The organism is Enterobacter sp. 18A13 (genome assembly GCF_007035975.1).
GTDB lineage: Bacteria > Pseudomonadota > Gammaproteobacteria > Enterobacterales > Enterobacteriaceae > Enterobacter > Enterobacter vonholyi.
In genome coordinates this window covers 1,236,862-1,251,958 of record NZ_AP019634.1, presented here as the reverse complement: position 1 = coordinate 1,251,958, position 15,097 = coordinate 1,236,862, and the positions used below count along the sequence as shown (strand labels likewise).

Annotated in this window: 12 protein-coding genes; 10 read left to right on the top strand and 2 right to left on the bottom strand. The window is 58.6% G+C overall.

The window, feature by feature from the left end; all coding sequences use genetic code 11:
• Positions 1–6: 6 nt before the first annotated feature.
• Complete coding sequence (gene fes, locus FOY93_RS06075; protein WP_133293964.1) at positions 7–1,206, bottom strand: enterochelin esterase; 1,200 nt, start codon at positions 1,204–1,206, stop codon at positions 7–9.
• Between the two features lie 144 nt (positions 1,207–1,350).
• Here fes and FOY93_RS06070 point away from each other — a divergent pair, with 144 nt between their 5' ends.
• Positions 1,351–3,600 carry a TonB-dependent siderophore receptor gene (locus tag FOY93_RS06070; RefSeq protein WP_115874453.1) on the top strand — a complete coding sequence of 750 codons (2,250 nt, stop codon included), beginning with the start codon at positions 1,351–1,353 and terminating at the stop codon, positions 3,598–3,600.
• Positions 3,601–3,714: 114 nt separating this feature from the next.
• On the top strand, positions 3,715–4,371 hold the full coding sequence (entD, locus tag FOY93_RS06065; protein ID WP_133293962.1) for an enterobactin synthase subunit EntD: 657 nt from the start codon (positions 3,715–3,717) through the stop codon (positions 4,369–4,371).
• A gap of 111 nt (positions 4,372–4,482) precedes the next feature.
• On the opposite strand, the gene betT is transcribed toward entD, so the two are convergent.
• Positions 4,483–6,516 carry a choline BCCT transporter BetT gene (betT, locus tag FOY93_RS06060; RefSeq protein ID WP_029741651.1) on the bottom strand — a complete coding sequence of 678 codons (2,034 nt, stop codon included), beginning with the start codon at positions 6,514–6,516 and terminating at the stop codon, positions 4,483–4,485.
• A 128-nt stretch (positions 6,517–6,644) separates the two neighbouring features.
• Here betT and betI point away from each other — a divergent pair, with 128 nt between their 5' ends.
• The 8 genes from betI (at position 6,645) to FOY93_RS06020 (ending at position 15,097) form a co-directional block, all read left to right on the top strand.
• Positions 6,645–7,232 carry a transcriptional regulator BetI gene (betI, locus tag FOY93_RS06055; RefSeq protein ID WP_111964437.1) on the top strand — a complete coding sequence of 196 codons (588 nt, stop codon included), beginning with the start codon at positions 6,645–6,647 and terminating at the stop codon, positions 7,230–7,232.
• 13 nt (positions 7,233–7,245) lie between these two features.
• Positions 7,246–8,718, top strand: a complete 1,473-nt coding sequence (gene betB, locus FOY93_RS06050; protein ID WP_133293961.1) for a betaine-aldehyde dehydrogenase — start codon at positions 7,246–7,248, stop codon at positions 8,716–8,718.
• Between the two features lie 13 nt (positions 8,719–8,731).
• Positions 8,732–10,396 carry a choline dehydrogenase gene (gene betA / locus FOY93_RS06045; protein WP_127729938.1) on the top strand — a complete coding sequence of 555 codons (1,665 nt, stop codon included), beginning with the start codon at positions 8,732–8,734 and terminating at the stop codon, positions 10,394–10,396.
• A gap of 153 nt (positions 10,397–10,549) precedes the next feature.
• The gene (locus FOY93_RS06040) at positions 10,550–11,113 is read left to right on the top strand and encodes a fasciclin domain-containing protein (protein ID WP_143345707.1); all 564 of its coding nucleotides are present in this window, start codon (positions 10,550–10,552) and stop codon (positions 11,111–11,113) included.
• A gap of 43 nt (positions 11,114–11,156) precedes the next feature.
• Positions 11,157–11,711 (top strand): RNA polymerase sigma factor, encoded by a 555-nt coding sequence (locus FOY93_RS06035; protein WP_143344807.1) that lies wholly within the window; start codon positions 11,157–11,159, stop codon positions 11,709–11,711.
• Entirely contained in the window at positions 11,708–12,355 is a 648-nt protein-coding gene (locus FOY93_RS06030) for an anti-sigma factor (RefSeq protein ID WP_143344806.1), read from the top strand. The genes FOY93_RS06035 and FOY93_RS06030 overlap by 4 nt, the downstream gene beginning before the upstream one ends.
• A gap of 273 nt (positions 12,356–12,628) precedes the next feature.
• Positions 12,629–13,369: an SDR family oxidoreductase gene (locus FOY93_RS06025; protein ID WP_111964443.1), complete on the top strand. Its 741-nt coding sequence runs from the start codon at positions 12,629–12,631 to the stop codon at positions 13,367–13,369.
• 33 nt (positions 13,370–13,402) lie between these two features.
• The gene (locus FOY93_RS06020) at positions 13,403–15,097 is read left to right on the top strand and encodes a thiamine pyrophosphate-binding protein (protein ID WP_133293958.1); all 1,695 of its coding nucleotides are present in this window, start codon (positions 13,403–13,405) and stop codon (positions 15,095–15,097) included.

The window sequence follows — 15,097 nt, the reverse complement described above, 5'->3', positions numbered from 1 at the left end:
ACTCCGTTAGTGAATAAGCGGCTGCCAGAGGGTCATCAGCCCCTGCGTCAGCCCACCGCGCCAGCAAAGCGCGTCATGTCCGCCGTCAACCTGACGCCAGATAACCGGTTGGTGCGTCTGCATCGCGGCGTAAATCGCCTGATTCGCGCGGAAGATGAGCGGCTCGTTGCGCCCGGCTTCAAGAATGATGCGTAGCCCGCGAGGGGTTATTTCACCGGCTTTAAGTTGTTCGATTAACAGCCCTTCCTGCTGCCCGCCGCGGTGCGGCCACCAGTAGGAGCCGGACTGGCTGAGCACGCAGCCAAAACGCTGCGGCCAGTTGAGGCCTGCATAAAGAGACGCGAGCCCGCCAAAGCTTTGCCCTGCGACCACCGTACGGTCGGCGCGGTCGCTGAACGGCGCGCGTTTTTGGACAAGGGGGAGAAGTTCTTCCTGCACCGCCAGCCAGAAATCGGGATTGCACGGCAGCTCGCGGTTGCGATGCTGCATGTCGATAACATCGATTAAGACGTAGACCGCAGGCGGTAATTTGCGCTCGGCGGTGAGAGACGCCAGCGCAGGCCAGACCGGCATGCTTTCGGCCCAGAACTGCCCGTCGAGCAGCACCGCCAGCGGGCGTTCCAGGTTGTCGTCCCCGGTGGTGAAAATCCAGATGCGGCGGCGATTTTTCAGGCGCGCGCTTTCCCATTCAATGCAAATCGGAGGTTGATACGGCGTATCGGGATGATTCCAGCCCGGCTGAACCGGCGCTTCAGGCATCTCCAGCGCGGAGACGGCATGGCCGCGCCCGCCGCGCCAGCTCTGCGGATTCAGCGGGTCTGAAACCGCGTGCGGCAGCAGCCTGCGCCAGCCCTCGCGCAGCGCCAAGCGGTCTGGCAGTTCTCCTTCAAACACTGTATCGGCAAAATCGTTTTCATTTTCAGAAGGGATAAAACAGTAGCTTCCGCGCCACTCGGGGCTGAACTCACCCTGCCACTGCCAGACGTCGGTATCGGGAATGCGTTTGAGGGACTGCGGACGGGCATTTTGGTGATGATCGGTCACGCCGGTGACGTAGAGCCAGACGCGTTTGATCGGTGACGTTGTTTGCGTTCCTGCCGGGTCACGCCACCAGAACGTGACGCGATAGTTTCCCTTTTCCGGCTTCCATTCAGGCCCGTTTTTCGACTGCCACCACGCCTCACTTCCCGTTGTTAACGCCGTCACCCTTATAACCTCATGTTTAACAGTCTTTTTTGTTTCAGAGCAAATTTTATTGATAATATTATTGATAACTATTTGCATTTGCAATAGCGTAGTGCCCGCGCTGTGGGAAGCGCTCATAAAACAACCACAAAAGCAGGACGTACAATGAATAAGAAGATTCACTCTCTGGCCTTGCTGGTCAATTTAGGGATTTACGGCGTCGCGCTGCCCGCTCTGGCAGACGACAACACCGCCTCTGCGCAGCACGAAGACACGATGGTGATCACCGCCGCCGAGCAGAATCTGCAGGCGCCGGGGGTATCGACCATCACCGCCGATGAGATACGTAAAAACCCGCCCGCGCGGGACGTGGCGGAAATCATCCGCACCATGCCGGGCGTTAACCTGACCGGTAACTCCACCAGCGGCCAGCGCGGGAATAACCGTCAGATTGATATCCGCGGCATGGGGCCAGAAAACACCCTGATCCTGATCGACGGCAAGCCGGTGACCAGCCGTAACTCCATCCGTCTGGGCTGGCGCGGCGAGCGTGATACGCGCGGCGATACCGGCTGGGTGCCGCCGGAGATGATCGAGCGCATCGAAGTGATCCGCGGTCCGGCCGCCGCGCGCTATGGCAACGGCGCGGCAGGCGGCGTGGTGAACATCATCACCAAAAAATTCGATGACCAGTGGCACGGCTCCTGGAATACCTACCTGAATGCGCCTGAGCACAAGGATGAAGGTTCCACCAAACGCACCAACTTCAGCCTGAGCGGCCCGCTGGGCGGCGACTTCAGCTTCCGCATGTTCGGTAACCTGGACAAAACCCAGGCCGACGCGTGGGACATCAACCAGGGCCATCAGTCAGATCGTACAGGTGCCTACGCCGACACGCTGCCCGCGGGCCGTGAAGGGGTGGAAAATAAAGACATCAACGGCGTGGTGCGCTGGGACTTTGCGCCGATGCAGTCTCTGGAATTTGAGGCGGGCTACAGCCGTCAGAATAACCTCTACGCCGGTGATACCCAGAACACCAACAACGACAACAGCTCCAGCGGCCTGGTGAAGAAGAACTACGGCAAAGAGACCAACCGTATCTATCGCCAGAACTTCGCGGTGACCTGGAACGGCGGCTGGGATAACGGCATCACGACCAGCAACTGGGCACAGTACGAGCACACCCGCAACTCCCGTCTGGGCGAAGGGCTGGCGGGCGGTCTGGAAGGCCTGTTCAACAGTAATAAATTCACCGACACCGATCTGGCCGACGTGATGCTGCACAGCGAAATCAACCTGCCGATTGATTTCCTCGTTAACCAGAACCTGACGCTGGGCACCGAGTGGAACCAGCAGCGTATGAAGGACTCCACCTCCTTCACGCAAACCCAGCAGGGCGGCATCATTCCGGGCATGAGCAACGACCGCAGCCCGTACACCTCGGCAGAGATTTTCTCGCTGTTCGCCGAGAACAACATGGAGCTGACCGACAGCACCATGCTGACCCCTGCCCTGCGCTTCGACCATCACACCATCGTCGGCAACAACTGGAGCCCGTCACTTAACCTGTCGCAGGGTCTGGGGGATGACTTCACGCTGAAGATGGGGATCGCCCGCGCCTACAAAGCGCCGAGCCTGTACCAGACCAACCCGAACTACCTGCTCTACAGCAAAGGTCAGGGCTGCTACGCCAGCTCCGACGGCGTGGGCTGCTACATGATGGGTAACGACGACCTGAAGGCCGAAACCAGCATCAACAAAGAGATTGGCCTGGAGTGGAAACGCGACGGCTGGCTGGCGGGCGTGACCTGGTTCCGTAACGACTACCGCGACAAGATCGAAGCGGGCTACGCGCCGATCGGTCACACCTCGTCCGGTAAAGTGAAGACGGATATCTACCAGTGGGAAAACGTACCGAAGGCGGTGGTCGAGGGCCTGGAAGGCTCCCTGAACGTACCGGTCAGCGACACCATTAACTGGACCAACAATATTACATACATGCTGCAGAGCAAGAACAAGGAGACCGGCGATCGTCTGTCGATTATTCCAGAGTACACGCTGAACTCGACCCTGAGCTGGCAGGTGCATCAGGACGTGTCGCTCCAGTCGACCTTTACCTGGTACGGCAAGCAGCAGCCGAAGAAGTACAACTACAAAGGTCAGCCTGTGACAGGGTCTGAGAAAGACGAAGTCAGTCCGTACAGCATCGTTGGTCTGAGCGCAACCTGGGACATGACGAAAAACGTCAGCCTGACCGGTGGCGTGGATAACGTCTTCGACAAGCGCCAGTGGCGTGCGGGGAATGCCCAGACGACCGGGAACGCCACCACCGGCGCGTATATGTACGGTGCGGGGGCCTACACGTATAATGAACCGGGTCGAACCTGGTACATGAGCGTAAATACGCGTTTCTAAGGTAAAAACAAAACGGCAACCCAGTTGCCGTTTTTAGTGTTTGCTCCCTCTCCCCGTGGGAGAGGGCCGGGTTGAGGGCATCAGGCCGCACTATTTTTTGATAGAGGGGAAAACATGCGCACAACCCACACCACGTTCATTCTCGCCGGCCACACCGTCCACCACGTCACCTTCGACCCAACTACCTTCACCGACGCCGATCTTCTCTGGCTCCCCCATCACGCAGAGCTTTCAAACGCCGGACGCAAACGAAAAGCCGAGCATCTGGCAGGCCGCACTGCCGCCGCGCATGCCCTCAGTGCGATAAATGAACGCGTAATTCCCGGTATCGGCCCCAGCGGTGAACCCCTCTGGCCGGAAGGCGTCTCAGGGAGCATCACCCACAGCGGCACGCAGGCGATGGCGGTTGTCGTCAGTCATCCAGATGCGCTTGTGGGTATTGATTGCGAAGCCATTCTTCCAGACCGTGAAGCCCGCGAAATCCAGGACGGTATCATTGATGCACAGGAAGCGATGTGCCTGACGCACTCGGGCTACCCTTTTGCGCTGGCGCTGACGCTCACTTTTAGCGCCAAAGAAAGTTTGTTTAAGGCGTTCTTTCCGCAGGTGAAGACTTTTATGGGGTTTGAGTGGGCGAGAGTCACAGAGTTAACGGAAAAAACAATCACGCTGGCGCTTTCGCACCCGGCTGGAGACTATCCTGAGGGTAAATGCTTCCCCCTCATCTGGCAGAATAATGATACGAGCGTGTGGACACTGCTAAAAGCCTGATGGCGCAACGCTTATCAGGCCTACAGTAAAGCGGTTTGTAGGCCGGGTAAGCGCAGTGCCACCCGGCATGAGGACAGCGGCGATGTCTTTATACGTTCTTCAGATCAAGGCTCAAACATCCGGGAACATCACGCTATTACCCGGCGCTTCCCTGTGGAGATGGATAAAGTTCAGGTGCCGTTCATACTGATCCAGGATGTCAGTGATCACCTGCTCCTTGCTGTAGTCCATCAAATCATTCCCCTGGCTTCCTTCCAGCAGGAAGGTCTCCAGCCGGTAGTAGGTCGACTTCCCGCTGCGCGCCCGGTAGGTAAAACCGGGCACCGAGTACTGCTGCGGCCAGATCTGATAGACAAAGTTCTGCTCGTCGCCCATGTGCACCAGCAGGTCCAGGTGCCCCAGGGTCTCGCCCTCCTCCGGCGGCAGATTTTTGAGCTCCACGTAGGCGCCACGCAGCTTCAGCTCCTGCGCCACCTCTTCCATCGCAGGGAAGCAGACGGTCTCCATCATCTGTTTGGTGTAGCGCGTGCCCGGGTAATTCATCAGTCGCGACAGGCGTTTCTTCCAGCTCAGCCTGTCCTGCGCCCCCATCGGACGCGGCGCGGTGTCGCGGCTGGCGCTGACGCGGCGGTAGTCTTCCACCTTGAGCGATTTATACAGCCCGGCCATGACAAAGAAGATGACGAAGCTGAACGGCAGCCCCATGATCACCGTGGTGTTCTGCAGCGCCGAGATGCCGTTGGTCATCAGCATGCCGAGCGTCAGCAGGCCAATGGCGACGGACCAGAAGATGCGCAGCCAGTTCGGCGCGTCGCTGTTGATGTCTTTGAGCTTCGAGGTAAAGTTGCCCAGCACCAGCGCGCCGGAATCGGCCGAGGTGACGTAAAACAGCAGGCCGGTGATGGTCGCCACGGAGGCGCTAAAGGTGAACGCCGGATACTGTGCCAGCAGGCTATAGAAGCCGCGCTCCGGGTGCGCCATCGCTTCCTGCGCGAAGGTTGCATTGCCGTGGATGATCTCGTGCAGCGCGCTGTTGCCGAAAATCGACAGCCACAGCAGGGTAAAGGTGAACGGGATAATCAGCGTACCCATTACGAACTGACGAATAGTGCGGCCACGCGAAATGCGCGCGAGGAACAGGCCGACAAACGGCGACCACGCGACCCACCACGCCCAGAAGAACAGCGTCCAGTTGTTCATCCACTCCACCGGGCGGTCAAAGGCGAAGCTGTTCAGCGTCATGCCCATAAAGCGGTTCACGTAGTCTCCCACGTTCAGCACTAAGGCATTGAGCAGGAACGAGGTATCCCCCATAAACAGCACGAACAGGATCAGGCCCAGCGCCAGCGCCACGTTCAGCTCGGAGAGCACGCGGATGCCCTTATCGACACCCGACGTCACCGAAATAGTGGCGATAATGACGGAGAGCGCAATCAGCGCAGCTTTCGCCGCCATCGAGTCCGGAATATCAAACAGCACGCTCAGCCCGTAGTTGAGCTGCACCACGCCGATCCCGAGCGTTGTCGCGATGCCGAAGATGGTGCCGATCACCGCCGCAATGTCGACGCTGTGGCCAATCGGGCCGTTAATCTTTTTACCGAAGATCGGGTAGAGCGCAGAGCGAATGGTGAGGGGTAAATTATAACGATAGCTAAAGTATCCGAGCGCCATGCCCATCAGGGCGTACATCGACCAGCCCGTCAGTCCGTAGTGGAACAGCGTCCAGACCATCGCCTGGCGCGCGGCCTCCATCGTCTGCCCCGCCCCTTCCGGCGGCTGCATATACTGCGTGACCGGTTCCGCCACGGAGAAGAACATCAGGTCGATGCCGATGCCCGCGGCAAACAGCATTGCGGCCCAGCTCAGCAGGCTGAACTCGGGCTTGGACTGCTCAGGCCCGAGCTTTACCGAACCAAAGCGCGAGCAGGCAATGCAGACCACGAAGACAATATAGAGCGTCGCCGCCAGCAGGTAGTACCAGCCGAAGGTCTTCGACACCCAGTTCAGGGTGCGCCCAATCCACTCGGCAGAAAAATCACGAAAGAAGATCGTTGTCAGGGAAAACAACAAAATCAGCCCGGCGGACGTATAAAAAACGACCGGGTTGATTTTGTCTTTTTCTCTGTCCTGTGAAAGGTCTGTCATCCAGTATCCTCACTGTTTTTGTAACTATTAAAATCCAAATCCGCAACAATTAAGACACATTTTATATTGAACGTCCAATCAAAAACCGCTTTAATGTATAACCAACGCTGATGAATGGAGTGGCAACAATGCCCAAAGTGGGGATGCAGCCGATCCGGCGCAGGCAGCTTATCGACGCCACGCTGGAAGCAATAAATGAAGTGGGAATGCATGACGCGACGATCGCGCAGATCGCCCGTCGGGCGGGCGTTTCCACGGGGATCATCAGTCACTACTTCAAAGACAAAAACGGTCTGCTGGAAGCGACCATGCGCGACATCACCGGCCAGCTGCGCGACGCGGTTTTGAGCCGCCTGCACGCCCTGCCGAACGGCAGCGCGGAGCAGCGTCTGCAGGCGATTGTCGGCGGCAATTTTGATGAAACCCAGACCAGCGGCGCGGCAATGAAGGCCTGGCTGGCCTTCTGGGCGAGCAGCATGCACCAGCCGATGCTCTACCGCCTGCAGCAGGTGAGCAGCCGCCGCCTGCTGTCGAACCTGGTGTACGAGTTCCGCCGCGAGCTTCCGCGCGAACAGGCCCAGGAGGCGGGCTACGGGCTGGCGGCGCTGATCGACGGGCTGTGGCTGCGCGCCGCGCTGAGTGGCAAACCGCTGGATAAGACCCAGGCCCAGTCACTGACCAGCCACTTTATCAGCCAGCATTTACCGACCGAATAACCGAGGAGAATTTATGTCCCGAATGGCAGAACAGCAGCTTTATATCAATGGTGGTTATACATCGGCCACCAGCGGTCGCACCTTCGAGACCATCAACCCGGCCAACGGTGAAGTCCTGGCGACCGTACAGGCCGCCGGGCGCGAGGACGTCGATCGCGCCGTAGAAAGCGCAACGCGCGGGCAAAAAGTCTGGGCGGCGATGACCGCCATGGAGCGCTCGCGCATCCTGCGTCGCGCCGTCGACATCCTGCGCGAGCGCAACGACGAGCTGGCGAAGCTGGAAACCCTCGACACCGGTAAAGCGTATTCCGAAACCTCAACCGTCGACATCGTCACCGGCGCGGACGTGCTGGAGTACTACGCGGGGCTGATCCCGGCGCTGGAAGGCAGCCAGATCCCGCTGCGTGAGACCTCGTTCGTCTACACCCGCCGCGAGCCGCTGGGCGTGGTGGCGGGCATCGGCGCGTGGAACTACCCGATCCAGATAGCCCTGTGGAAATCCGCCCCGGCGCTGGCGGCGGGCAACGCAATGATCTTCAAGCCGAGCGAAGTGACCCCGCTCACCGCCCTGAAGCTTGCAGAGATCTACACCGAAGCAGGCCTGCCGGACGGCGTGTTTAACGTCCTGCCTGGCGTGGGCGCAGAGACCGGCCAGTACCTGACCGAGCATCCGGGCATCGCCAAAGTCTCCTTTACCGGCGGCGTCGCCAGCGGAAAAAAAGTGATGGCCAACTCGGCGGCCTCGTCCCTGAAAGAGGTGACGATGGAGCTGGGCGGCAAATCGCCGCTGATTATTTTTGACGATGCGGATCTCGATCTCGCGGCGGACATCGCCATGATGGCCAACTTCTTCAGCTCCGGCCAGGTGTGCACCAACGGCACCCGCGTGTTTGTTCCGGCTAAGTTCAAAGCCGCGTTTGAGCAGAAAATCGTTGAGCGCGTGGGCCGCATCCGCGCGGGCGATCTGTTCGATGAAACCACTAACTTTGGTCCGATGGTCAGCTTCCCGCACCGCGACAGCGTGCTGCGCTACATCGCCAAAGGCAAAGAGGAAGGCGCGCGCGTACTGTGCGGCGGCGACGTGCTGAAGGGCGAAGGCTTCGATAACGGCGCGTGGGTAGCCCCGACCGTGTTCACCGACTGCACTGACGAAATGACCATCGTGCGCGAAGAGATCTTCGGCCCGGTGATGTCCATCCTGACCTATGACACCGATGAAGAAGCGATTCGCCGCGCCAACGATACCGACTACGGTCTGGCGGCGGGCATCGTCACGACAGACCTGAACCGCGCCCACGGCGCCATTCATCAGCTCGAAGCGGGTATCTGCTGGATCAACACCTGGGGTGAATCCGCCGCAGAGATGCCGGTCGGCGGCTACAAGCACTCCGGCATTGGCCGCGAGAACGGCGTGATAACGCTGCAGAGCTACACCCAGGTGAAGTCCATCCAGGTTGAGATGGGTAAATTCCAGTCCATATTTTAACCGGGAGGTTTATTTGCAATTTGACTACATCATTATCGGGGCCGGATCTGCCGGCAACGTGCTGGCTACACGACTGACTGAAGATCCGAACACTACCGTCCTGCTGCTTGAGGCAGGCGGGCCGGACTACCGCTTTGACTTCCGAACCCAGATGCCCGCCGCGCTGGCGTTCCCGCTGCAGGGCAAGCGCTATAACTGGGCGTACGAAACCGAGCCAGAGCCGTACATGAACAACCGCCGCATGGAGTGCGGGCGCGGCAAAGGGCTGGGCGGCTCGTCGCTGATCAACGGCATGTGCTACATCCGCGGTAACGCGATGGACCTCGACCACTGGGCAAAAGAGCCGGGTCTGGAGCACTGGAGCTACCTCAACTGCCTGCCCTACTACCGCAAGGCAGAGACGCGCGACGTGGGGCCGAACGACTACCACGGCGGCGATGGTCCGGTGAGCGTCACCACCTCGAAGCCTGGCGTGAACCCGCTGTTTGAGGCGATGGTGGAAGCGGGCGTGCAGGCGGGCTATCCGCGCACCGACGATCTCAACGGCTATCAGCAGGAAGGCTTCGGCCCGATGGACCGCACGGTCACGCCGCAGGGCCGACGCGCCAGCACCGCGCGCGGCTATCTGGATCAGGCGAAACCCCGTCCGAATCTGACCATCCGCACCCACGCCATGACCGATCGCATTCTGTTTGACGGCAAGCGCGCCGTGGGCGTCGAGTGGCTGGAGGGCGAAAGCACCATTCCGTCCAAAGCAACGGCGAAGAAAGAAGTGCTGCTGAGCGCCGGGGCGATTGCCTCCCCGCAGATCCTCCAGCGCTCCGGCGTGGGCAATGCTGACCTGCTGAAGCAGTTTGATATCCCGCTGGTGCACGACCTGCCCGGCGTGGGGGAAAATCTGCAGGATCACCTGGAGATGTACCTCCAGTATGAATGCAAAGAGCCGGTCTCTCTCTACCCTGCCCTGCAGTGGTGGAACCAGCCGAAGATTGGCGCCGAGTGGCTGTTTGGCGGCACCGGCGTGGGCGCGAGCAACCACTTCGAAGCGGGCGGGTTTATCCGCAGCCGCGAGGAGTTCGAGTGGCCGAACATTCAGTACCACTTCCTGCCGGTGGCGATTAACTACAACGGCTCGAACGCGGTGAAAGAGCACGGCTTCCAGTGCCACGTTGGCTCCATGCGCTCCCCGAGCCGTGGGCACGTGCGCATTAAGTCGCGCGATCCGCACCAGCATCCGGCGATCCTGTTCAACTATATGTCCCACGAGCAGGACTGGCAGGAGTTCCGCGACGCGATCCGCATCACCCGCGAGATCATGCACCAGCCCGCGCTGGACAAGTACCGCGGTCGTGAAATCAGTCCGGGTATTGACTGCCAGACCGACGAGCAGCTGGACGAGTTCGTGCGTAACCACGCCGAAACCGCGTTCCACCCGTGCGGCACCTGCAAGATGGGTTACGACGAGATGGCGGTGGTCGACGGCGAAGGCCGCGTTCACGGGCTGGAAGGGCTGCGCGTGGTGGATGCGTCGATTATGCCGCAAATCATCACCGGCAACCTGAACGCCACCACTATTATGATCGGTGAAAAGATTGCCGACGCCATTCGCGGGCGCGAGCCGCTGGCAAAAAGTACGGCCGCGTATTATGTGGCCAACGGGGCGCCGGTTCGCCGCTGAGGATATTTCCCCTCACCCGAGCCCTCTCCCTCAAGGGAGAGGGCGTTTATCTTCCCACCCAAAATTTTTGTATTTTCCTGCATCCAGTTTCCCTCCTCCCCTCGTATATGCATATGTGAGCAACCCCTTTGCTCCCTAATCCGAGGAAAGATGATGAAAAAGCTAACCCATGTTGCATTCGTAACCAGCGCTTTACTCTTCTGTGCAGGCGCATCAGCAGCCATGACGTCAGGCTCCGTGATGGTGGGCGGAGCGGAAATGTACCCGAGCAAAAATATTGTTGAAAACGCCGTGAACTCGAAAGATCACACCACGCTGGTGGCCGCCGTCAAAGCGGCCGGGCTGGTGGATACGCTCCAGAGCAAAGGGCCATTCACCGTGTTTGCCCCAACCAATGCGGCGTTTGCGAAATTGCCTGCCGGCACCGTCGAGAACCTGGTCAAACCCGAAAACAAAGCCACGCTCACCAGCATCCTGACCTATCACGTGGTCGCCGGTAATTACGATATGAAAGCGCTGGAGCAGAAAATTAAACAGGGCGGCGGCCGCGCGGAGCTGAAGACCGTTAACGGTCAGCCGCTGTGGATCATGAGCAACGGCCCGCACAATATTCAGCTTAAGGATGGTAAAGGTAATGTGGCGAACATTAGCACCTATGACGTTCATCAAAAAAACGGCGTGATCAATGTGATTGATACCGTCCTGATGCCTAAGTAGTTGTCTATACTTCGGAAGTGTGACGTTGCCTTCCGGGAATAATATGGATAACGCGCTGGCTGAACAGCAGCTGAAATTAATGCAGGCGGTCGCAAACGGCGATCGCCGTGCATTTGAACAACTTTATCGACTCACATCGCCACACCTGTTTGCCGTCGCGCTGCGCATGCTGCACGACCGCGCATGGGCAGAAGAGATCCTTCACGACTGTTTTATCACCGTCTGGAGTAAAGCTGAAACCTACAACGCTGCACTGAGCTCCCCGATGACCTGGCTTACGCATATTGTGCGCAACCGGTGTATCGACTGGCTGCGCTGCGGGCAAACCCGGGCTGCCGACCGCGAGACGGCGTATAACGAAGCGCTTTTGCCTTGCGAGAACGATGAGCAGAATAACTGGCACGACGATGGGCAGGCAGCACGGCTCAGGCAGTGTCTCGAACATTTGAGCAGCGAGCAGCGCCAGAGCATTACGCTCGCCTACTATCAGGGAATGTCTCACAGCGACATTGCCGACTGGCTCCAGCAGCCTCTTGGCTCGGTGAAAAGCTGGATACGTCGGGCAATGGACCATCTTCGGGAGTGTGTCGGGCTATGAATGACGCAGAAAAACGCGACGACATGCTGGCAGCAGAGTATGCCCTCGGCACGCTGCGGGGAGGAGCGCGGCTTCAGTTCCAGAAACGGGTTGCCCATGAACCCGCCCTGGCCGCCCGCGTCGCGTACTGGCAGGAAATGTTCAGCACGCTGGATAGCCATATTGTGCCCGTCCCTCCACCCGAGACGGTGTGGAAAAGAATCACCCTCGATCTGCCGCCTAAAAAGCCTTTACGCAAAAGTCGGCCTTATGTCGGCTGGATGGTTGCAGCCTCACTCGCCGCCCTGGCGGTCGTTGCCTGGTATGCCACCCGAGCCCCGGAACTCGTTCCGCTGATGGTCCTCAACGATGCCCAACAGCACGGGGAGTGGGTCATCAGCGCGGATGCCAGCCGCCAGCACTTGAGCATTGCCCCACTTCGGCCGACGGCCGTCGCGGCGCAACACAGCCTGCAGCTTTGGCTGATCCCAGGCGGGCAGGCGCCGGTCTCCATGGGGCTGCTGCATAACGACATACCGACACGCGTCACCCTCAGGAACACAACTCTCCCTCCTGACGCCATGATAGCCATAAGCCTTGAACCAGAGGGCGGCTCGCCCACTGGCCTCCCGACAGGGCCGGTGCTTTACAGTGGCAAATTGTAATCCTCAGGCCCTGTTCGCAGGGCCGCTATCGTTAACCAATTTCATTTATATAACACCCTCGGTTACCTATAAGAATTAAATATTAGCCCTGCAATTAGTTTAATTATTAAAAAACGACATTGACAGACTCTTCCGCACTCCATTAGGTTTTACACGAACATCCTTTTATTCCTGATACACAATATATCAAAAAACGCGTTAATGAATTTGTCATTATTCATTAACGCTTCTCTGCCTTTTATTTTTTGCATCACTCAATAGCGAGATAAGATCATGAATAATAGTGCAAACAAAGTTGTTGTTATCACCGGCGCCAGCAGCGGTATTGGTGAGGCCATCGCCCTTCATCTGGCAGATAAACCTTTTTCACTGGTGCTTGTTGCCCGTCGTCTGGAGAAAATTAATGCCCTGGTGGACCGCATCATCCAGCAGGGTGGCCAGGCGATAGCCGTAAAGGCCGATGTCACCCGTCAGGAAGAGGTGCAGCGCGCCATTGACGCTGCCGTTGCCGCCTACCAGCGCGTGGATGTGCTGATCAATAACGCGGGCTTTATGGCTATCGCCCCGCTCAGCGAGCTGAAAACCGACGAATGGGACAAGATGATTGATACCAATCTGAAAGGGGTGCTGTACGGCATCGCCGCGGCTTTCCCGGTGTTCCAGCGTCAGGGCCGCGGGCATTTTATAAACGTTGCCTCCGTCGCGGGCATCAAAGTGCTGGCCCCTGGCGGCGTGGTGTATAGCGCCACGAAATTCGCCGTCCGCGCGCTGAGTGAAGGCTTACGTCAGGAGGCGGGTAAAACCATCCGCACGACGCTTATTTCTCCCGGTGCCGTCGAAAGCGAACTGCAGTTCGGCAGCTCTGATGCCCCAAGCAAACAGTTCCTGCATGAATTTTACAAGCAGGCTATTCCGGCTGACGCAATTGCCCGCGCGGTTTTATTTGCTATTGAACAGCCTGGCGACGTTGATATTAATGAAATTGTTGTTCGTCCGACGCAGGAAGAATTTTAGCCGGCGTTAAATAATGCTGAATGAGGTGTCATTATGATTAAATCATTAACGTCCTTATCAGATTTAAATATGCGATCGGGTTCCGACATTCTTCTTGAAGTGCTGGAGAGTGAAGGGGTGGAATATATTTTTGGCAACCCCGGAACAACCGAACTTCCGCTCATTGATGCCCTGCTTCGCCATGAAAATATTCACTATATTCTCGCGCTTCAGGAAAGCACCGTGGTGGCCATTGCCGACGGCTACGCAAAAGCCTCCGGCAAGACCGGATTTATCAATTTGCATACCGCCAGCGGTCTGGGGCACGGCATGGGGAATCTCATTAATTCGCGGATCATGAAAACCCCGCTGGTGGTCACCGTCGGACAGCAGGACACGCGGCACTACGTCCGCGACCCGCTGCTGTATGACGATATTGTTTCCATAGGCTCCCCGGTCATGAAATGGGCGCAGGAGGTTACCAGCGCCGATCAGCTCCCGGTTCTTGTGCGCCGTGCGTTTCACGCGGCCAGCTACCCTCCGGGTGGCCCGGTCCTGCTTTCACTCCCGATGAACGTCATGGAAGAGCTGAGCGACGCCGGGATACAGACGGCCTCAAAAGTGAACTACCACACCGTCGCGGGCTCGCTAGACGAGCTGGCGGAGGCGCTCAGCGAAGTCACCCCGGGCAGGATCATGATTGTGGCGGGAGATGAAGTTCACTCCAGCGGCTCGACGCAGGAGATTGTCCAGCTTGCTGAAGCGCTCAGCGCCCATGTCTACGGCTCCTCCTGGCCCCTGAATTTGCCCTTCCCTACGCAGCATGCGCTCTGGCGGGGCAATATGCCCACCACCGCCAGCGAAATCGCCAGCATCATCAACGCCTACGATGCCGTATTTATCATCGGCGGCAGAAGCCTGATCACCATTTTGTACAGCGAGGGCGAGGCCATTCCGGAAACCTGCGCGGTATATCAGCTTTCGGCGGATATGCACGAACTTGGCCGCACCTATGCCACTCGCCTTTCAGTGATGGGGGATATCAAACTGTCCCTGCATGAACTGCTGCCAAAGCTTAAGCAGCGACTGATCGCCAGCACGCTGGCCCACCAGCGGCTGCTGGTTGCGGCCCGCGACGAACGGGAGAAGGAGTGGCAGCAGCAGGAGGAACGTCTGGCCGCCGAGCGGCTACGCCCGGCGATCTCCCCGATGGTCGCAGCCTGGGAAGTCATCCGATCCATTCCGGCGGGTACCACCATCGTTGATGAGGCGATAGCGACCGCCAGGCATGTCCGCCGGTTCATCTCTGACCAGCAGCACCAGCGCTACTACTTTATGCGCGGCGGCGGACTGGGCTGGGGGATGCCGGCCTCAGTAGGGCATTCACTGGGACGCGGGCGTGAGCCGGTGGTCTGCCTGATAGGCGACGGGGCCTCTCTGTACTCGCCGCAGGCGCTCTGGACGGCGGCACACGAAAATCTGCCGGTCACCTTTATCGTCATGAATAACAGGGAGTACAACATCCTGAAAAACTTTATGAAGAGCCAGGCTGACTACAGCTCAACGCGGCTGGGGCGTTTTATCGGGATGGACCTGGTGAACCCGCATATTGATTTTCAGTCGCTTGCCACCGCCATGGGCGTCCACTGCTGCCGGGTAACCGAGGCTGCAGATATCGCCGAAGCGGTAACGCGCGGCCTGCAGTCAGGAAAAACCAACCTGATTGAAATCGCAATTTCCGCGGATTAG